The 20454-nt window shown below is 32.0% G+C and carries 18 protein-coding genes; 9 read left to right on the top strand and 9 right to left on the bottom strand.

Annotation, left to right across the window (positions count from 1 at the left end):
- Positions 1 to 72: 72 nt before the first annotated feature.
- The 3 genes from LNQ49_RS07665 to LNQ49_RS07655 all read right to left on the bottom strand — a co-directional run bounded on the left by LNQ49_RS07665 (position 73) and on the right by LNQ49_RS07655 (position 2875).
- A complete protein-coding gene (locus LNQ49_RS07665; protein ID WP_229988078.1) occupies positions 73 to 921 on the bottom strand; it encodes a transketolase in 849 nt (282 codons plus the stop codon).
- Positions 922 to 1117: 196 nt separating this feature from the next.
- A complete protein-coding gene (locus LNQ49_RS07660; protein WP_229988077.1) occupies positions 1118 to 1870 on the bottom strand; it encodes a DUF3667 domain-containing protein in 753 nt (250 codons plus the stop codon).
- Positions 1871 to 2014: 144 nt separating this feature from the next.
- Entirely contained in the window at positions 2015 to 2875 is an 861-nt protein-coding gene (locus tag LNQ49_RS07655) for a polysaccharide deacetylase family protein (protein ID WP_229988076.1), read from the bottom strand.
- Positions 2876 to 3103: 228 nt separating this feature from the next.
- Between LNQ49_RS07655 and tgt the strand changes: the two genes are divergently transcribed.
- From tgt to dnaB, 5 genes are all read left to right on the top strand, one after another.
- Positions 3104 to 4234, top strand: a complete 1131-nt coding sequence (gene tgt / locus LNQ49_RS07650; RefSeq protein WP_229988075.1) for a tRNA guanosine(34) transglycosylase Tgt — start codon at positions 3104 to 3106, stop codon at positions 4232 to 4234.
- A gap of 80 nt (positions 4235 to 4314) precedes the next feature.
- A complete protein-coding gene (locus LNQ49_RS07645) occupies positions 4315 to 5403 on the top strand; it encodes an LptF/LptG family permease (RefSeq protein WP_229988074.1) in 1089 nt (362 codons plus the stop codon).
- A complete protein-coding gene (locus LNQ49_RS07640) occupies positions 5390 to 6277 on the top strand; it encodes a DMT family transporter (RefSeq protein WP_229988073.1) in 888 nt (295 codons plus the stop codon). The genes LNQ49_RS07645 and LNQ49_RS07640 overlap by 14 nt, the downstream gene beginning before the upstream one ends.
- Before the next feature lie 116 nt (positions 6278 to 6393).
- Positions 6394 to 7347 (top strand): acetyl-CoA carboxylase carboxyltransferase subunit alpha, encoded by a 954-nt coding sequence (locus LNQ49_RS07635; RefSeq protein ID WP_229988072.1) that lies wholly within the window; start codon positions 6394 to 6396, stop codon positions 7345 to 7347.
- Positions 7348 to 7487: 140 nt separating this feature from the next.
- Positions 7488 to 9038 (top strand): replicative DNA helicase, encoded by a 1551-nt coding sequence (gene dnaB / locus LNQ49_RS07630; protein ID WP_229988071.1) that lies wholly within the window; start codon positions 7488 to 7490, stop codon positions 9036 to 9038.
- A gap of 92 nt (positions 9039 to 9130) precedes the next feature.
- Here the strand turns inward: dnaB and LNQ49_RS07625 are convergent, their stop codons facing one another.
- From LNQ49_RS07625 to LNQ49_RS07605, 5 genes are all read right to left on the bottom strand, one after another.
- Positions 9131 to 9643 carry a hypothetical protein gene (locus tag LNQ49_RS07625; RefSeq protein ID WP_229988070.1) on the bottom strand — a complete coding sequence of 171 codons (513 nt, stop codon included), beginning with the start codon at positions 9641 to 9643 and terminating at the stop codon, positions 9131 to 9133.
- Positions 9644 to 9749: 106 nt separating this feature from the next.
- Positions 9750 to 12143, bottom strand: a complete 2394-nt coding sequence (locus LNQ49_RS07620) for a T9SS type A sorting domain-containing protein (protein WP_229988069.1) — start codon at positions 12141 to 12143, stop codon at positions 9750 to 9752.
- 33 nt (positions 12144 to 12176) lie between these two features.
- On the bottom strand, positions 12177 to 13082 hold the full coding sequence (locus LNQ49_RS07615) for a methionyl-tRNA formyltransferase (protein ID WP_229988068.1): 906 nt from the start codon (positions 13080 to 13082) through the stop codon (positions 12177 to 12179).
- Between the two features lie 24 nt (positions 13083 to 13106).
- Complete coding sequence (locus LNQ49_RS07610) at positions 13107 to 14255, bottom strand: ABC transporter substrate-binding protein (protein ID WP_229988067.1); 1149 nt, start codon at positions 14253 to 14255, stop codon at positions 13107 to 13109.
- A 53-nt stretch (positions 14256 to 14308) separates the two neighbouring features.
- Positions 14309 to 14866, bottom strand: a complete 558-nt coding sequence (locus LNQ49_RS07605; protein WP_229988066.1) for a phage tail protein — start codon at positions 14864 to 14866, stop codon at positions 14309 to 14311.
- Between the two features lie 329 nt (positions 14867 to 15195).
- Between LNQ49_RS07605 and LNQ49_RS07600 the strand changes: the two genes are divergently transcribed.
- From LNQ49_RS07600 to LNQ49_RS07585, 4 genes are all read left to right on the top strand, one after another.
- On the top strand, positions 15196 to 15588 hold the full coding sequence (locus tag LNQ49_RS07600) for a hypothetical protein (protein WP_229988065.1): 393 nt from the start codon (positions 15196 to 15198) through the stop codon (positions 15586 to 15588).
- Between the two features lie 898 nt (positions 15589 to 16486).
- Positions 16487 to 17278: a sensor histidine kinase gene (locus LNQ49_RS07595; RefSeq protein WP_229988064.1), complete on the top strand. Its 792-nt coding sequence runs from the start codon at positions 16487 to 16489 to the stop codon at positions 17276 to 17278.
- 123 nt (positions 17279 to 17401) lie between these two features.
- Positions 17402 to 18067, top strand: a complete 666-nt coding sequence (locus LNQ49_RS07590; protein ID WP_229988063.1) for a response regulator transcription factor — start codon at positions 17402 to 17404, stop codon at positions 18065 to 18067.
- A gap of 298 nt (positions 18068 to 18365) precedes the next feature.
- Positions 18366 to 19625 carry an asparagine synthetase B gene (locus LNQ49_RS07585; protein WP_229988062.1) on the top strand — a complete coding sequence of 420 codons (1260 nt, stop codon included), beginning with the start codon at positions 18366 to 18368 and terminating at the stop codon, positions 19623 to 19625.
- 1 nt (position 19626) lies between these two features.
- Here the strand turns inward: LNQ49_RS07585 and LNQ49_RS07580 are convergent, their stop codons facing one another.
- Positions 19627 to 20430, bottom strand: a complete 804-nt coding sequence (locus LNQ49_RS07580; RefSeq protein ID WP_229988061.1) for an endonuclease/exonuclease/phosphatase family protein — start codon at positions 20428 to 20430, stop codon at positions 19627 to 19629.
- Positions 20431 to 20454: the final 24 nt, after the last annotated feature.

Raw genomic sequence — 20454 nt, 5'->3', positions numbered from 1 at the left:
TTTTGTTGCTATAAGCAATAGACTTTATAGATAATAAGATAATAGCTTATTGTATAAAGACTGAATGCTTTTTTAATAATCTGCTAAAGTTGATGTGTTTTGATTTAAAGCATTTTCTAATTGCTCATTATTTGGAGCTTTACCATGCCAAGCATGTGTATGCATCATAAAATCAACACCATTCCCCATTTCAGTATGTAATAAAACACAAACAGGTTTTCCTTTTCCAGTTCTTGATTTGGCATCTGCCATACCAGCTAATATAGCATCGATATTGTTTCCTTCTTTAATGTCGATAACATCCCAATCAAAAGCTTCAAATTTAGCACGAATGCTTCCCATTGCTAAAACTTCATCTGTAGTTCCATCAATTTGTTTTCCGTTTAGATCGATAGTCGAAATAAGGTTGTCTACTTTTTTTGCAGAAGCATACATGATAGCTTCCCAGTTTTGTCCTTCTTGTAATTCTCCATCACCATGTAATGTGTATACAATGTGATTGTCACCATTTAGTTTTTTAGCTTGTGCAGCTCCAATTCCTACAGATAATCCTTGTCCTAATGAACCTGAAGCAATACGAACTCCTGGTAATCCTTCGTGAGTTGTAGGATGCCCTTGTAAACGAGAGTTAAGCAATCTAAAAGTTGCTAATTCTGAAATTGGAAAATAACCGCTTCTTGCTAAAACGCTATAAAATACTGGAGAAATATGGCCATTTGAAAGGAAGAAAAGATCTTCTCCAATCCCGTCCATATCAAAACCTTCTTTGCGGTCCATGATATTTTGGTATAAAGACACCAAAAATTCAGTACAACCTAATGACCCACCTGGGTGTCCTGAGTTGACAGCATGTACCATTCGAAGAATATCTCTTCTTACTTGGATAGTTAAATCGCTTAATTGTTGTGTGTTAGGCTTCATTTTATGTGTAAAAGTTAAACTATTGCAAATGTAATTTTTATTTGGGGTTAAGACAAATGATTTTTTGAATATTTAAGATTCTAATTAAGTGCAGTTGTTGATTATCAGGGTTTATAATTTTGAGTGTAGAATTTATAAAAAAGCCTGCTTAGAGAAACTGGGCAGGCTTTGTAATATTTGAAAATATTTATTATTGTTATGGTTTTAGAATTAACTTCACAAGGATTCCAATAATCATACTTGATATGAAAATACTGATGAAAAAAATGATATAGCTTAATATGGATAATAAAAAGGATTTTACTTTTGTTATTTTGTTGAAAAATTGGGTGTATCCCCAAATCATTAATGCGAAGTCTATAAAAGTAATAATTGCCATTATTTTGCTTATAGATGGGGTGCCATTATAAATATAAATAAGAGGAAATGTTGTGATATGTACAATAAGTCTTTGTGCAGCTAGAAAGGAATTGAGAACTAAATGTTCTATGAAATTATATCCTTGTTTTCTAAAAGTTATAAGAGTTGCCAAGGCATAAAAAGGAATGGTAATTAGTGTTGCCCAAGCAAAATGGGAGGACATCCATTCATTAATTTTTTCAAAGATTACTTTTTCATTTGGTGAATTGCCAAGGTCGACTTCGTTGAATATGTTAATATGAAAGGAATGATATAAAAGACCATAAATAGTTGCCAAGATAATCACGAGAGATAGAGGCTTAAAATGCTTTACTCTTTTGCCTTCCAGAAACTCTCTGATAGAGGCGCCTGGTCTTGTTAGTAATTGCTTTGCAGTGTACAATACGCCTTTATCAAAATGAAAAAGCCCATGCTGTATGTCATGCCATAAGAAATGAAAATTCAATCTGTGGGTTTCGGTTGATTGTCCGCAGTTATTGCAGTAATTACCTGTAAAGTCTTGGTCGCAGTTTTTGCAAGGTAAATTCATTTTGTTTAGATTATAGTGTTTATTTGGTTTAGTTTCTATTCTCTTTTTATTTAAAGTAAATATATGAACTTGGTATGTTTTTATGATAAAAAACATAAATAATATCTAAAAAAAGCGTTTGTTTTAGTTTAAAGGTAATTTTGATTAGATGATTTTTTGTATCTCTCTCCAAGTGATTAATTGTATGTTGTTTTCTTTGATTTTGGATTTACATTCTTCACTTGTGAAATAATCGAGGTCTATTTGTCTCCATTCTGAACCGAAATTGGGATGATTTTTTGCGATTCCCTGCATTTCACTATCATCAAATGCAGGATGAAGCAAGAAGACATTAAATCCTGGTTTTGTATTTTCTAAAGCTTTTTCATAAGATTTTTTAAGCTCTCCTTTTTCAAAGTCAGTAAAATTTCCAATAAGAAGATTGTCGGCTAGTAGTGTGTTTTCATAATTGTATTTTTCGTCAGATAAGCTTACTGATTCTATGAATTGTTTATTAATGAAAACAGGTAAGTTATATGTCTTGCCTAATTTTTTGTAGATTTCTAAAATTTCGGGTGTTACTCCAACGCTACACATATGTGAATCGAGATGAGTCGGATTTAATCCGAAATGAAGAGCTTTATGAATTTGAGCATGAAGCTCTTTTTCTATTTCATTTGGTTTTGCATTATTTACAAAGGCAGCTCTATTCTTATGAAAATAACCATTTTTGTCTACTAATGATGAAACTTCGGCAATGGGTAATATTGGACCAAATTTATAATTTTCCCATTCGCAAGTAAGTGTTAAATGGATTCCATTGTCAAAATGTGGATTGTCTATGGCAAAGTTTGCCATTTCGTAAAACCATGGACAAGGCACCATAATGCTATAAGAATTCACCATTCCGTTTTGAAGTGATTGAATTGTTGCTCTATTTTCAGAATGTGATAATCCAGCATCATCGGCATGAATGATTAATAGTTTGCTGTCTTCGGGGAATCCTAATTTTTGTGATAAATTCATTCTGGTCGATTTGTATTCAATGATTGCAATTCAAATTTAGGTGATTTTTTTTGCATAAGGGATAGGTGCGACATCCTTTTGCGTAATAAAATTAAGCAAAAGATATAGCGAATAGCCCGACCCGAAGGGATATGCCCAAATTAATTCATAAAACATCTTTAATTTTTTGATTTATGTAATTATCTAATTTTCAAATTAGACTATCTTTGCCGACTGAAAAACGTGTATATGAAGTTTGATTTATTACAGAAAGATCCGCAATCTAAAGCTAGAGCGGGAAGTATTACTACTGATCACGGAGTTATTGAAACTCCTATTTTTATGCCTGTTGGTACTGTTGCTTCGGTTAAAGGGGTGCACCAAAGGGAGTTAAAAAATGATATAAATCCAGATATTATTCTTGGAAATACATACCATTTGTATTTGCGTCCACAAACAGAAATTCTTGAAAAAGCTGGTGGTTTGCATAAGTTTATGAACTGGGATAGAAATATATTGACAGATTCTGGTGGGTACCAAGTGTATTCATTATCTGCAAATAGAAAAATTAAAGAAGAAGGTGTGAAATTTAAATCACATATTGATGGTTCTTACCATTTCTTTACTCCAGAGAATGTAATGGAAATTCAGCGTACCATTGGTGCTGATATTATTATGGCTTTTGATGAATGTACACCATATCCTTGTGATTACCGTTATGCACAACGTTCTATGCATATGACACACCGTTGGTTAGATCGTTGTATTAATCATTTGGATAAAGTGCCTTTTAAATATGGTTATGAGCAAACTTTTTTTCCTATAGTTCAAGGAAGTACATATAAAGATTTACGTCGCCAGTCGGCAGAATATATTGCTAATGCTGGGCAACAAGGAAATGCTATCGGTGGATTATCGGTAGGAGAGCCAGCAGAAGAAATGTATGCGATGACAGAAGTGGTTTGTGAAATATTGCCAGAAGATAAACCTCGTTATTTAATGGGTGTTGGAACACCAATTAATATCTTAGAAAATATTGCTTTGGGTATTGATATGTTTGATTGTGTTATGCCAACACGTAACGCAAGAAACGGAATGTTGTTTACTGCAAATGGGACAATAAATATCAAGAATAAAAAGTGGGAAGCAGATTTTTCTCCAATTGATGAAATGGGGATTACATTTGTAGATACAGAATATACAAAAGCTTATTTGCGTCATTTGTTTGCTGCCAATGAGTATTTGGGAAAACAAATCGCTACTATTCATAATCTTGGTTTTTATATGTGGTTGGTTCGTGAAGCAAGAAAACATATCTTAGCAGGAGATTTTAGACCATGGAAAGAAATGATGGTTAAGAATATGAGTCAAAGACTATAAAAAGTTTAAAGTTTTTTTGGTTTTAAGTTTCAAGGTTACGGAGGTAACATGAAATTTGAAATATGAAACATAAAAGATATATGCTGACAATAATAGACAAATACATCTTAAAGAGATATTTAGCAACTTTTACAGTGATGTTGTTGTTATTTATTCCAATTGGGATTGTAATTGATGTTTCGGAGAAGATTAATAAAATGCTAGAGAACAAAATTCCATTTTTGGATATTGTTGTCTACTATTATAATTTTACCATTTACTTTGCGAACTCTTTGTTTCCGATATTTTTGTTTTTATCGGTAATTTGGTTTACTTCAAAATTAGCTAATAATACAGAGGTTATTGCTATACTTAGTTCAGGGATATCTTTTTCACGATTTTTACGGCCTTATGTCATAGGTGCTTCGATTGTCTCGATATTTGTTTTATTGATGGGATTTTATATTGTTCCAGCAGCAAGTGAGGGCTTTAATAATTTTCGGTATACCTATCTCAAAGGAGGAGGGAAGGAAGCTATGCATGGTAATAATACCAATGTATACAGACAGATAAATGACAATGAATTTATTTATGTAAATAGTTTTAATGATGTTTCTAAGACTGCTTTTAATTTTACATTAGAAAAATTTAAAGGAGAAAAGTTAGTTTCTAAAATTACTGCAAGTCGTATTCAGTGGAATCCTAAGGATAGTACTTATACGATGTATGATTATACAAAAAGAACCCTAGGGGAGCTAGATGATAAAATTGAAAAAGCACCAGAGAAAAAAGCGGTATTTACATTCGATTTAGAAGACTTAACTCCTGTTGTTTATATTGCAGAAACTTTAAGTATTGGTAAATTATACGATTTTATTGAAAAAGAAAAGAAACGAGGTTCAGGAGACATTAATGTATATCTAGTTGTCTTGTATAAAAAAATAAGTGTACCTGTTTCAGCATTTATTTTAACAATTATAGCAGTTGCTGTTTCCTCGATGAAACGTCGTGGTGGAATGGGAACAAATTTAGCAATAGGAATCGCACTTGCTTTTGCTTTTGTGTTTTTTGATAAAATATTCGGTACACTAGCCGAAAAATCGACTTTCTCACCATTATTTGCTGTTTGGTTCCCGAATATAGCTTTTGGAATTCTAGCAATTTACTTATTACGTAATGCAAAACGATAAATTAAAAAGTTATTTAAGTCTTCATTTTATAGTTTTTATATGGGGATTTACGGCTATTTTAGGAGCATTAATTACTATAAATGCAGAAGCTTTAGTTTGGTATCGAATGCTTTTAGCAGGGATTTTTTTAGGTGCATTTATTGTATATAAAAAAGAATCTTTTAAGGTACCAGTAAAAGCTTTTTTTAAGTTAATTTTTGTTGGATTGTTAATTGCTTTGCATTGGATATTTTTTTTCAGGGCAATTCATGTTTCCAATGTTTCGATAACACTTTCTATATTTTCATTAGGTGCTTTTTTTGCATCTTTATTGGAGCCAATTTTTTTTGGAAGAAAAGTGTTATGGTATGAAGTTTTCTTTGGGTTGATTATTATTGCAGGCTTAGCCTTGATAATGCAAGTTGAAGTTCACTACTTAAGTGGAATGTATTATGCTCTAGCTTCTATAATTTTAGGAGTTTTATTTACATTAATGAATGGGAAGTTAATTGCAGATCATGAACCATCAGTTATTACCTTTTATGAATTTGGAGCAGGTGTTTTTTTTATATCTATTTACTTTTTATTTCAAGGTAAATTTACTGCAGATTTTTTTACTTTATCAGTTAATAACTGGCTGTTGATACTGCTTTTAGCTTCAGTGTGTACTGCATATGCATTTACTGCATCGGTGAAAGTAATGAGGAAGCTCACACCATATACAGTTATGCTCACAACTAATTTAGAGCCAGTTTACGGAATTATTTTAGCTTATTTTATTCTTGGTGGAAAAGAGAAAATGAGCACTGAGTTTTATATTGGTGCAATAATAATTGTAATCACAGTTATATTAAATGGTGTTTTTAAACACTATAAAAAAGATGATAAAGTATAATTTTTTAACTTTTTTACTCTTTATTTTTTTATACTTTAATACTAAATAAACACGCCAAACAATATAATATTTTTATATTTGCGGTTCGATTTAAAAACAAAAATTCAAAAAATCCTATGGAATATTTAGATTTTGAACTTCCAATCAAAGAATTAGAAGAGCAGTTAGAAAAGTGTGTTATCATTGGGAAAGAATCAGATGTTGATGTAACGCCAACGTGCAAACAAATTAATAAGAAATTAGAAGAAACTAAAAGGAGTATATATAAAAACCTAACGGCTTGGCAGCGTGTGCAATTGTCGAGACATCCAAATAGACCTTATACATTAGATTATATTAAGGCTATGTGTGGTGATACTTTCTTAGAACTTCATGGAGACAGAGGTTTTAAAGATGACAAAGCAATGGTTGGTGGTTTAGGAAAAATAGATGGACAATCATTTATGATTGTTGGTCAGCAAAAAGGATACAACACTAAAACACGTCAATACCGTAATTTTGGTATGGCAAATCCAGAAGGATACCGTAAAGCTTTGCGATTAATGAAAATGGCAGAAAAATTTGGTATTCCTGTTTTAACCTTAGTAGATACTCCAGGTGCTTACCCAGGGTTAGAAGCAGAAGAAAGAGGACAAGGAGAAGCAATTGCTAGAAATATCTTTGAGATGGTACGTTTAAAAGTGCCTATTATCACTATCATAGTGGGAGAAGGAGCTTCAGGAGGAGCTTTAGGAATAGGAGTAGGAGATAGAGTATATATGCTTGAGAATACTTGGTATTCAGTAATTTCTCCAGAATCATGTTCTTCTATCTTATGGAAAAGCTGGGAATATAAAGAGAAAGCTGCAGAAGCATTAAAATTGACTTCTTCAGATATGAAAAAGCAAAAATTAGTTGATGATGTTATTCCAGAACCATTAGGTGGAGCTCATTATGACAGAGAAACTACATTTGCAACTGTTGTACAATATATCACTAAAGGATACAATGAATTGAAAGACTTATCAACAGCTGACTTAATTGCCCAAAGAATGGACAAATACAGTAAAATGGGCGAATTCAAAGAGTAAATTCTTACAAATTTATAAAAAATCCGAAGCCTTATTGTTTCGGATTTTTTTTTGGTTTTAAACAATATACATTAACTTATAAACAATTATTCGTAACAAGTAGATGACTTTTCTTTTCTAAATTTTGTTACATTCGCTATATGGAAAACTTCAAAAATATAAACCCAATTAAGGTCGATAAAACCGCAATTATTAATTTAGAAAAAGGGAAACTTCCCCCACAGGTGCTGGACTTAGAAGAGGCCGTGCTTGGGGCAATGATGATTGATAAAAAAGGTGTTGATGATGTAATTGATATTTTGCAAGCAGATGCTTTTTATAAGGATGCTCATAAATATATTTTTGAAGCAATTATTCAGCTTTTTACCGAAACACAACCGATTGACTTATTAACCGTTTCGTCGCAACTTAAGAAAAATGGTAAGTTAGATTTAGCTGGAGGAGATTTTTACTTAATTCAACTTACACAAAAAGTTGCATCTTCGGCCCACATTGAATTTCACTCGCGAATTATACTTCAAAAATTTATTCAGCGTAGTTTGATTCGAATCTCTTCAGAAATTATTGAAGCATCGTATGATGAAACTACAGACGTTTTTAATTTATTAGATCAAGCCGAGTCAAAATTATACGAGGTTACACAAGGAAATATTAAACGTAGTTCTGAAACTGCTCAGAGTTTAGTTTTACAAGCAAAGAAACGTATTGAAGAGATTTCTAAGCAAGAAGGATTAAGTGGTGTTGAAACTGGTTTTACTAATTTAGATAAACTGACTTCTGGATGGCAACCAAGTGATTTAATTATTATTGCAGCTAGACCAGCGATGGGGAAAACTGCATTTGTACTTTCAATGGCAAGAAATATAGCCATCGATTTTGGACATGCAGTAGCATTATTCTCTCTGGAGATGGCTTCAGTTCAGTTGATAACAAGGTTAATTTCGTCTGAAACAGGATTGTCATCAGAGAAATTACGTACAGGTAAATTAGAGCCTCATGAATGGACCATGTTGAGTACCAAAGTAAAGAACTTAGAAAAAGCACCTTTGTTTATTGATGATACTCCATCACTTTCTATTTTTGATTTAAGAGCAAAATGCCGTCGTTTGGTTTCTCAACACGGTATCAAAATCATCATTGTTGATTATTTGCAGTTGATGACTGCTGGAGGAAATAGTAAAGGAGGAGGAAATCGTGAGCAGGAGATCTCAACAATTTCTCGTAACTTAAAAGCTTTAGCTAAGGAACTTAACGTTCCAGTGATTGCACTTTCTCAGCTATCCCGTGCGGTAGAGACGCGTGGATCTAGTAAACGTCCTTTACTATCGGATCTTCGTGAATCTGGAGCAATTGAGCAGGATGCCGATATTGTTTCGTTTTTATACCGACCAGAATATTATAAAATTGAAGAATGGGATGATGATGAAGCTTCGTCTACCACTGGTCAGGCAGAGATAATGATTGCAAAACACCGTAATGGTGGTATTGAAAACGTTAGATTGAAATTTATCGGACACCTTGGAAAATTTGATAACCTTGATGATTTTTCTGGTAATTATGATGATTTGCCTTCAAAAATGAATGTAGATGATAATAATCCATTTGTTACTAAAAATCTTCCTTCAGCTAATGAAGCCTTCGGAAGCAATTTTAATGACGATGACGATGATGACAGTGATGTTCCTTTTTAATGTAGCTAAGAGTAACCGAATCATATAAAATTAAAAGGAGAAACTATCAATTGATAATTTCTCCTTTTTTTATGTGAATTAATAAAACTATTTTAAGATGCTTTTACTAAGTAAAAATTAAATGTAGAAACAAAAGTATTTGTTTGTTCATTATTAATGGGACGATTTTCTGATTTAAAATCAGGATTGTATTGCCATTGATCACTATGAATATTACATCCGCTTTTTGTTATATAAAGGTTTCCATTATAGGGTTTGTAACCATCTACATTTATTTTAAAATTCATTTTTTCGGATACTTTTTCAGAATTTGAAAAGCCTGTATGAATCGAATAAATTCCATTTAATGCAGTTAGTAAATGATTTTTAGAGTAGAAACGATTCCTTTTTGTACTGATATTTATATCTGTATTTATTGGAAGATTTGTTCTTGCATCTAAAACTAAACCTTTAATTATTATGTTTTTACCTGTGGTTAGTACTGGTGTCAAATCCAGATTAGTAACATCTTTTTGAGTAGTTGTCGCTAAGATAGAATCAGTTGATAAAACTAAAATGCCAGTAGTTAATAGACCTGTTTTTTTTACAAATAATCTTCTTTCCATGTGGTTTGTTTTTTTTGTTAACGAGATTGATTCACAATGATTTGTACCCTCTTATAGTAAGGGGTAATAAATATATGGGGGATATTTAATATCCCCCATAAGTAGATTATTTTTTAAGTACTAATTTGTGGGTAAATGGTTTATTACCTTTCGTATCTCGAATAAAGTATATACCGTCACTTAAGTTTTCAATATGAATTGTGTTAATATTATCAGCAGTAACTTTAACTGTTTTCACAATTTGCCCTGATTGATTGATAATATTTAAATCAGTATCAAGTTCTGATTTTATGTTTATGATGCCTTGACTTGGATTTGGATAAATCATGAATTTAGATTTTTCTTCAAAATCCTTTGTTGCTAAGTTAGTTACATTAACGCATGGAGCAAGAACAGTACAGCCATTTAATGTTATAGCAACACCATAAGAACCATTAGCCGTAGGTGTAAATGATTGACTAATTTCTCCAGCAATATCAGTACCAGGACAAGTAAACCATTGGTAAGTTGCACCAGCTTGATCGGCTGTTAATGTATTGTTTGAACGAGTAATACTTAAGATACTTGCAATTGGTTCGGTAATAATGAATTCTTGAGTTGTGGAACAAGTATTTGCATCGGTTACAGTTACGGTATAAGTTCCTTCTGTAAGTCCTGATGCTGTTGCAGCATTTCCACCTGAAGGTGACCAAGAATAGGTATATCCACCTGCACCACCAGTTGCACTTACAGTAGCAGATCCATTAGAACCACCATTACAAGATACGTTTGTTTGTCCGGCAATTGATGCTACAATAGCATTTGGTTGGGTAATAATGAATTCTTGAGTTGTGGAACAAATATTTGCATCGGTTACAGTTACGGTATAAGTTCCTTCTGTAAGTCCCGATGCTGTTGCAGCCGTTCCACCTGAAGGTGCCCAAGAATAGGTATATGTACCAGGTCCGGTACCACCAGTTGCACCTACAGTAGCTGATCCATTAGAACCACCATTACATGATACGTTTGTTTGTCCAACAATTGATGTTATAATAGCAGATGGAGCAGTAATATTAAATACTTGTTGTTTAGAGCAACCATTTCCATCGGTTACAGTTACAGTATAAGGTCCAACTGTAAGACCAGCTGCTGTAGCTGCTGTTCCTCCTGAAGGTGCCCAAGAATAGCTATATGTGCCCACGCCAGTTCCTCCAGTAACAGTTGCCGTTGCGGTTCCATTAGCTCCATTAAAGCAAGATACATTTGTATGTGATGGAGTAATTGTAATTGGTGTTCCAGTTTCAATAATATTGAAAACTTTTGTAGCGGTACATGCTATGCCATCCGTCACAGTAACTGTGTATGTTCCTACGCCTAGATTTGATGCAATTGCCCCTGTTCCGCCAGAAGGTGACCAGCTGTAAGTGTAGGTGCCAATCCCTCCACTAGCAATGACAGAAGCACTACCTGTAAGGCTACCAGCACAAATAATATTGTCTTGAGTGCCTAAAATAGTTATATTAGAAACATTTAATGTACCATAATTTGAATTTGTAAAACAAGTAGGAACTCCATTAATTGCTACAGCTCTATATCTGTATCCTGTCATTGTTCCTGTTGCTCCAGTTATAGTTAATGTAGTTGTAGTTGCTCCTGAATAAATTCCTCCATTTGCAATATCACTATAAGTTCCTAGTCCAGTTTGATCAACCTGCCATTTATAAGCTGTTGCTCCAGTTGCTGCTACAGTAAAAGTTGTATTGCTGTTGTTACAGATTGATCTATTTGGCGGGTTAGTTGTAACTACAGGTGCAGTACAAGCAGGTGTTTCAAATAAACGAAAGTCATCCACGGCAAATTCTTGTGAATCGGAACCATTAGCAGAACAATTTAATCTAATTTCTAATAGAGTTCCTGTACCAGTAATGTTTGCAGAAAATTCACTAAAGGCATATCCTAAAGAAGCTCCATCCCCTATTAAATCTCCATTGGTGTCTAGAGACAAAGCATTTGTTGTTGTAGTTGAACCAGCATAGAATGCAATAATTTTTGTCCATAAACCTCCATCGATTCGATATTCAATAGCAAGAAAATCTTGATTTGGTGCAAAGCTAGTACCGTTCCAGCCTGCATTTAGATTGTTTGCAGCAAAAATTCCTTTAAAGGATAGCCCACTTTTCCCTGCAATATTAATTGCAGTCCATGTAACTTGTTGATTTGGACTTATTGAATTATTTACACCTGTAGAGCCTTTGTCAATATCTTCTGCTGCCCATATTTTAGACCCTTGAATATTACTGTATGGACCAGCCTGGAGTATTATATTTCCTGGTAATGTTCTAAAAAAATAGCTAAATGCTGGTGATCCATTAGAAAACTCTGCAACAGATGGGACTCTTAGTCCAGCACTTGGAGCGCCCGTATCTTCAAAAGTATCGGACCAAAATTGCGTCTGAGCATTGCCCTTTGTATAAAAAAGGCAAAGCATTATCGCAAAAATAAAAGTAAAGTTCTTTTTCATAATTTTGTAGTTTTAAATTAATAGAGGGGGTAATTAGTTAAATTGATTTATTATTAAAGGTTTTGATAATTTATATTGCTTAGCTGTCATGATACCTTCGTCAGTACTAAGTATTTCTATTGCAATTTGTTTATTGTCTTGACATGCTATATTGACAGTTTTTTTTATAGAAATAATTGTTCCAGGCTGGTATTCATGAGGTCTATCTAATAATGTTGCTACAATTATTTTAACTTGTTCATCCATTAAAGTAGCGTCAGCACCTGAATTCCATGGATTGCATGCATTTATTAAGCTGATAATCTCTTCAGCAGTCATGCGCTTCCAATTAATATAAGTATCAGTTAGTTCCGGTTTTTCATGATAATAAGCAAGTGATACATCTTGAGACTGATTGGGAATATTACTGGCAAATTGTAGCATATTTGCCATGTTTAATGCAATTTGCGGCATGTAATCGCTTAGCCTTAATGCGAGACTTCCGTATGTGTCATTTTCTTCAATTTTTATTGAGTCATTGAAGATGATGTTCCCTTCGTCAAATTTTTCATTCATGAAATGAGCACAGATTGCTGTCTCAGTTTCTTGATTTTTTAACACTTCAAAAATTGGCATTGAACCACGATATTGTGGTAAAGGACCAGGGTGGAAATTTATGAATTTGTTATCTCCATATGATAAAACAGATTCAGGTATAAGATAAGGAAATGTGATGGAGAATATATAGTCAGGTTTAATCATGTCAATCCACCCCCTCATCTCATCGATACTTTTTTTATTAGGAAATGATTTAAAGGCTAAATTATTCTCTTCTGATTCTCGTTCTATAGCATCTATTATTGTGTTATTACTTTTTCCGATGCCGATTGCACATATGAAGTTTTCATATGCTAGTAATTGCAATGTTTTAAAGGCGAACTTTCCGCCACATAAGACCATTATTTTTTTCTGTGTTTCCATAAATTAGATACAGACATAACTGTTGTGCCAAGCAGAAGTAGCCTGATTCAAGTCTTGGTTTGTTAGCTTTTTATAATATTCGTTTACCTCTATTACTTCTCCTTCTAGTTGTAATTCACATTTGCCATCAGCATTTGAAATAACAGTTACTTTATATAAAGGGGAGATAGATGTATTAGTATTTGAATCAAAATAAATTAGACCTCTTGGACTCGTAAATGTGAACGAGTGAAGGTCTTTAGCAATATTTGTTATATTGTTTTTATGTTTTTTAATTAGCTCTAATGTTTTTAAGACAATAGTTGCACTTTCCCAACTTAGCAAGGAGAAGAGATTAGGTGTTCTGCCTAATTCACTTATTGTTTCAACAAATAGTTGATTTTCTGGCGTTTTTATTTTTTTTGACCAAGCTGCAATCCCTTTTACATTTTTACCAGGATAAATTGAATTGCTTAACATCGTTTCTTCTAAACCAAATGGAGGTAAATAAACGGGCAAATTTTCTCCCTCAAAAATCTTTTTGATATGTTCAAAATACCATTCAATATAGTCTCCACTAAAGATGCTTAATAATGCACTATCAGGGTAATTACTTAAATGTTCTTTTAAGGGTTCCATCGTAAAATCATCAGTTTGGTAACCCGTTGCATGATTAAACAAGATTGCTCCCCCAGTATCTTGAAATGTTTTAATACTACAGGTATGTAAATATCCACCATCATAATAGCCTGTTACCATACCAGCATTTTTATAACCATCATTTGTTGCTTCTTTAGCAGCAAGCGACGTTCCTAAAGCATTATGCAGGGAATGATAAAAAATATTTGGACAGGCTGGCCATTCATTTGGCATATTTGCTCCTGCATCTAAAACAATCAATATTTTATTAGCAGCAAGAAAAAGAGGACGTAATAGTTGTGCCGTGCGATGCCCTATGTATGCAATTATAATTGATGCATTTTCTTCTAGTAAAAGCTTTTCGGCACTACGATAACATTGTTGTTTATCAGTTCCAAACCCTATATTCTCAGTGACGATTTTAATTTCATTTTGCCCTAAATGTTTTAATCCAGAGCGAAGACCCTCATATAAATCAAAACCTATGGTTTGATAGTAGTTAGATCGTGCTAGCAAAATTCCTATAGTTTGCATATATCTTAAATAGTAAAAGAGGAAATCTTCATATAGAAAATTTCCTCTTTATATTAGTTTCTACTTGGGAAAATTCCTTGTGTAGCAATTGAGAAATTTATTGTTAAATAAGGATTGGACACATCAATTGGTATACCTGATCCTGTTATATCTGTAGTTCCTGTAATTGCAGTTCCGCCACTATAAATATTATTAGTGGCTCCATTTCCAGAATAACTTGGGTTTTGAGAAACTGCTGGAAAATTACCATTTGGCGACGTTTCATCTGCATTGGCTGTTGAAGCCTTAATTTTTACAGATACACCATTTAAAGTGTGAACGTGTGCTGGCATGTTTGCTGTTAATATTGAAACAGACGTTGTTCCTAAGGCTTGACCCATTACGAAACTTGCTCCTAAAGAGCTTTGTCCTTGTCCAATGGGCATGCGGCCTTGTAAATTAGGAAGTGCAAATGTTGTTTGACCATTTCCACCATAGTAAGTGCCTATGAGAGAGAATAGTGCTGTGTTTTGTTGGATACCAATAATCTGACCTTGGCAGGTCATGTAGCCTCTAGGAGCAAAATTGAATGCTAAAATCTTAATTTCTCCGACAAATGGTTCTGTAGACATAGTTTTTTAGTTTAATTAGTTAAATTCAAAATTAGATTATAATGAAAATATGGATACACGTATAAATACGTGTTTTATAGTAAACGTAGTAACTTGTTATTTGTCAATCAGGTATGTAATAGATTATAAGTTTAGTATCATAAAATTATGTTTTTAATAACATTAATATTGTTAATAAAAAGTTAAAAATATGTTTTTTTTAACTTTTTGGGATTTAAGCTTTTTTAAAGTTTATTATTTTGTTAAAAGAATAAAAAAACAGTAGTTTAGCATAAAATATTAACAACCCTAGAGTTAAATTTTAACTAAATTTTTTTAAAAATTAAATTATGTCAGAGAACAACAAATTAAGAGAGAGAGACACAGAGATCTCATTAGAAACAGCTGAAAAATGGACAAAAAAATGGAGAGACCCAAAAAATGAAGCTGATTCGAAGAATAAAGTACGCGCTTATTTAATTCCTAAAGTAAATTTAGAATTGGTTTTAAAGCAAGGAATTGATGCTGCACGAGCTTACATCGGAATAAATGATGCTGGGGAACAAACATTAATGATTGTTGGAACTAAATATAACGAAAAAACAGGTATTTACGAAGATATGTTACCTAAAGGGACTAATCTTAAAGGGGCATACGGCGAAGAGGGATCACCAGCTATATATGACTTTAGTCAGCCATGTCCTCCTCAAGGAGATCCAGCTAGTCCACTTAATGATCTGTAATTTATGTATTCATTTCTTGTTAATTTTGGATATTTCCTTTTGCTAATTAATTTTATTGTATTTGCAATTGGTCTTTCTAAGAAACAAAAATGTTATGTGATATTTACAGTGTATCTTTTTTTAATTGTATGCATCCAGATAATTACGCTTGTTTTAAGGAAGCTAGGTGTTAACAACCTGTTTTTGTCACATTTTTATTTTATTGGGCAGTTTCTTATGCTTGGTCTTTTTTATTTTAATTTGATAGCAGATAAATTTCAAAAAAAGGTAATTAAAATCACACTTGTTTTGGCATTATTGAGTTTAGTAATTCAATATAGTATTAGACCAGATTTATTTTTTGAATTCAATTTATATGAAATATTCATTACTTCTTTTTTATTAATAATTTACGCTACATTCCATTTTTATAATATGTTGAATGGTAAAAAAGTCTTTTATTATATTAACATAGGCGTTATATTGTATTTGTTTGGAAGCACAATTTTATTTTTGGTAGGTAATTTATCAGTAATGTTAAGTTCAAAATATTACAAAGTACCTTCTCGCATAAATTATATTTTATATATAGTCTTTCAATTATTTATCTTAATTGAATGGAGAAAAAGTTTCTTTAAAAAGAAGGAGACTAATTCTCTGAATTAATTTATTCTATTCATAATATGATAATAGCATAAGATGATGTTTTTCAAATTAGAGTAATGCTAGAAATTATCTAAGATAATATAAACAAGGTATAACTCTATATTTTGTAAATTAGGTATACAAATAAAAAATCTTTGTCAAAATAACAATTTCGGCAGAGATTTTTTTATTTTACTACTATCAAGTTTCAGATTAAATGCGATGTATTTATTCGTAAATTTGCATATACTAATAAGAGAAAACCACGATGTTTATGAATTTCAATCTAATTCCAGAAAGTGAGATTGTGGCTGCAATTATATTTGGATGTTTGTCATTCATACTAATGGGAGTTGTTTTTGTATTATTTTTTTATTTCTCAAGAAAGAAAATTATAAAAGAACAATTAGAAAAAAAAGATTTAGAAATTCAATATCAAAAGGAACAGGTTCAAGCAGTTATTATAACACAAGAAGAAGAACGTAAGCGGATTGCACAAGATTTACATGATGATATTAGTTCTAAGCTTAATGTTGTTTCATTAAATAGTTATCTATTAAGAGCTTCAAATCTAACAGAAAAAGAAGTAATAGAGATTACAGGGAATATTATAGATTTAACTGCTAAAGCTCTGGATAATTCTAGAAAAATTGCTCATGGTTTATTTCCTCCAGTTTTAGAAAAATTTGGCTTGCATGCAGGTATAGAAGAGTTATGTTTAGAGTTTGAAAGCAGTAAATCTGTAAAGGTAGATTATCAAAATACAATTCAATTTGATGAAAAATATAAAGACAAACATTTACATGTTTTTAGAATTTTACAAGAATTGATGAATAATTCATTGCGGCACGGAAAGGCCACGCAGATTTCAATTTCTTTTGAAGATAAAAATGGAATAAATACAGGGGCATATTCTGATAACGGAATTGGTTTTGATAACGATAATGCTGATAATCTAAAAGGGCTTGGAATGAAGAACATAGAAAGTAGAATCTCTTTTTTAAACGGAACTTTGTACGTAAATTCAGCTATAAATAAAGGCGTTTCAATTGTTTTTACTTTTTAGAACTAAAAAGTTATTGTTTAAGTTTACATTTTTTGTATTTTCGTAGGATAAATAGCTTTTTTTTTGTTTTTATATATCTAATTTATTAAAAATAAGCAAGTTAACTAGTGAAACTTTGACAAAATGAAAACCCCCATAAAAATAATTTTAGTTGATGATGAAGTTTTATTCCGCAAAGGAATTATCTTTTTATTGGAACGAGAAGAAAATTTGGAGGTTGTTTATGAGGCATCAAATGGGAGCGAATTGATAACTTATCTCAATAAGTCATCTAGTCAACCAGATATTATTATTATCGATTTAAAGATGCCAATTTTAAATGGAGTAGAAGCTACCAAAATTATTCATAAAAAATTCCCTGAGATAAAAATTATTGCTTTGACAAGTTATGATACCAAATCTTTTGTTGCAAATATGTTACAAGTAGGTGCTGTTTCTTATCTAATAAAGAATGCAACACCAAGAGATTTAATCTTTACAATTAATGAAGTGAGTACCAAAGGGTATTATTATAATGAAAACGTGCTTAAAATTATTCAAGAAATAGCAAAAGCTGGTAAAAATACTAGGTGCAATTTAGATACTAATTTTCTTTCAGCTCGTGAAATCGAAGTACTACGATTAATCTGCTTGCAAAAAAGTACAGCTGAAATAGCAGAAGAACTTTTTATTAGTCCTAGAACTGTAGAAGGACATCGTAATAATTTATTATTAAAAACGGAATCTAGAAATACAGCAGGTTTGGTTGTTTATGCAATTCAAAATAAAATCGCAGCTCTTGCTAATTGATAATCTTAATTAATTTCGCTACTTGCTAAAAATTGAATAGATAAAACATAGTATAGTATAACAGTTAGTACTAGTAAACAGATGCCTATCTTTCGAAATAAATTTGTATGTTTAGATTTATTATCATTAAGTTCCATTATTTGATTTTTCATAGTTAATTTGTAAATAGTTTTTATAGAAAAACAAATTTAGGTAGACTTAATCATACATTTATGCGTGTTTTTACGTGTTTTTTATAAAAAAGAAGATAATTAGTACAATCTAGTATTAGGTAAGATTAAAATAAAATAGATTTAAAATGAAATATTATATTGCTTGTGTTTTCTTCTTTTTATTATCGTTCAATGGCAGGGCTTCGTATATTTTACTTCCTATGGATGAAACAACGCAGCAAAATCATTTAAAAGCTTATGGGATAACGTATTGGTGTTTAAGTAAAAACTACAAAGCTAGTTGGCTACTTAATTATAGAGGAGGTTCATTCTTATTACCAGATGCTGAAGAGATTCGAAAAGAATGTAAAATCCGTGGCGTTAGTTTTGAAGTACTGTCAGATAGCGAAGAAAATTCTATTTTGAATGAAATTTCAAGTCCTTCTCAGAATATGGAAACTGTTATTCTGGAGAAAGCTCCCAAGATAGCAGTTTATACACCAAAAGGGAAGCAACCATGGGATGATGCGGTAACACTGGTTTTGACATATGCAGAAATACCTTTTACACCTATTTATGATGAAGAAGTATTAAGTGACCAATTGTTATTATATGATTGGCTGCATTTGCACCACGAAGATTTTACTGGACAATATGGCAAATTTTATGCTGCTTATAAAAATACACCGTGGTATATAGAGCAAAAGAAAAATACAGAGGAATTAGCTGCGAAATTAGGATATGATAAAGTATCAAAAGAAAAAGGAGCTGTTGCTAAAAAAATTAGAGATTTTGTTATTGGAGGAGGGTTTATGTTTGCAATGTGTTCAGCAACAGATAGCTTTGATATAGCCTTAGCTGCGGATGGTGTCGATATTTGTGAAGCAATGTTTGATGGAGATGCGAGTGAACCAAACTACCAATCGAAACTTAATTATGCTAATTCATTTGCTTTTAGAGATTTTACTTTAGAGCGTAAACCTGAAGTATATGAATTCTCAGATATAGACATGACTCCCAAAAGACGTGTTTCAATGGAAAAAGATTATTTTACTTTAATGGAATTTTCGGCAAAATGGGATCCAATTCCTAGTATGTTGTGTCAAAATCATACACAGTTAGTAAAAGGATTTATGGGGCAAACAACATCATTTGATGCTGCTTTTGTCAAATCGAGTGCTTTAGTTATGGGAACATGTGAGATTAATGGCGAGGTACGATATATTCATGGAGAAAAAGGGAAAGGAATGTTTACTTTTTTTGGAGGTCATGATCCCGAAGATTATCAGCATAAAGTAGGAGATCCACCAACAGTTTTAGATTTACATCCAAATTCACCTGGATACCGCTTAATTCTTAATAATGTTTTATTTCCTGCTGCAAAAAAGAAAAAACTTAAGACTTAATTTAGTTTAAAGAAAACTCCATCCATATCGGAATGTGATCAGATACTTTTCTTGCTTCTTTCAAAGAATCAAAATCTTTGTAGAAATGAATTATTCCTTTGTTTATTATTTCCAGTTTTGATGAATGATAAAAAATATTATCAAATTCTGAGGCTAAACATTGGTTATTAACGCATTTTTGTTTCAAAGAAGTTTTTTGATTTTCTAAAATGGGTACATATCCAATCTTCTTCAATGGATTAAAAACAGTATGTGATTGAGGACAGTTAAAGTCGCCTACAAAAATCAAATTTAGATTAGGATATTGTTGAGGTAAAAATTTGAAATGTTTAATTTCAGTTTCAGGTTGTTTACTTTTTGTAATGGCATGGAAGCTTACAATCGTGAAGTTTTTGCCATCCTTCTCGAAAGTAGCAAAGTAAGGTTCACGATCTATTTGTTTCTCATATTGCTTTTCAAGCCAAGGCTTTCCTTTTAGTTTTACCTTATTAGTTTTCCAGATAAAAGCATATCGTTCCGTTTTGTATGCACTACTACTTGTGGGATTACTGATAGAATAATCCCATTTAGCCCCTTTTCGATTTAGTTCATCTGCTAGTCTAGCTACTGCTTGTGAGCCTCCATGGCCTGCTACAACTTCTTGAATTGCAATAATATCATGATTTTTGACTGTGTTGGCAATAGTGCTAATTTCTTGGTCTGATTTAGATTTGCCAAAATTTTCAATATTCCAAGAAAGGATTTTAGTTTGTGCGTATAGGAATGTTGTTAGTAGAAGAAATAGGGCAGTAAACTGGATTTTCATTTGTAAGCATTAATTTTCAAATAT

Source organism: Flavobacterium pisciphilum, from assembly GCF_020905345.1.
Classification (GTDB): domain Bacteria; phylum Bacteroidota; class Bacteroidia; order Flavobacteriales; family Flavobacteriaceae; genus Flavobacterium; species Flavobacterium pisciphilum.
The sequence above is the reverse complement of the archived record's forward strand: the minus strand, read 5'-3'. Positions and strand labels throughout refer to the sequence as shown.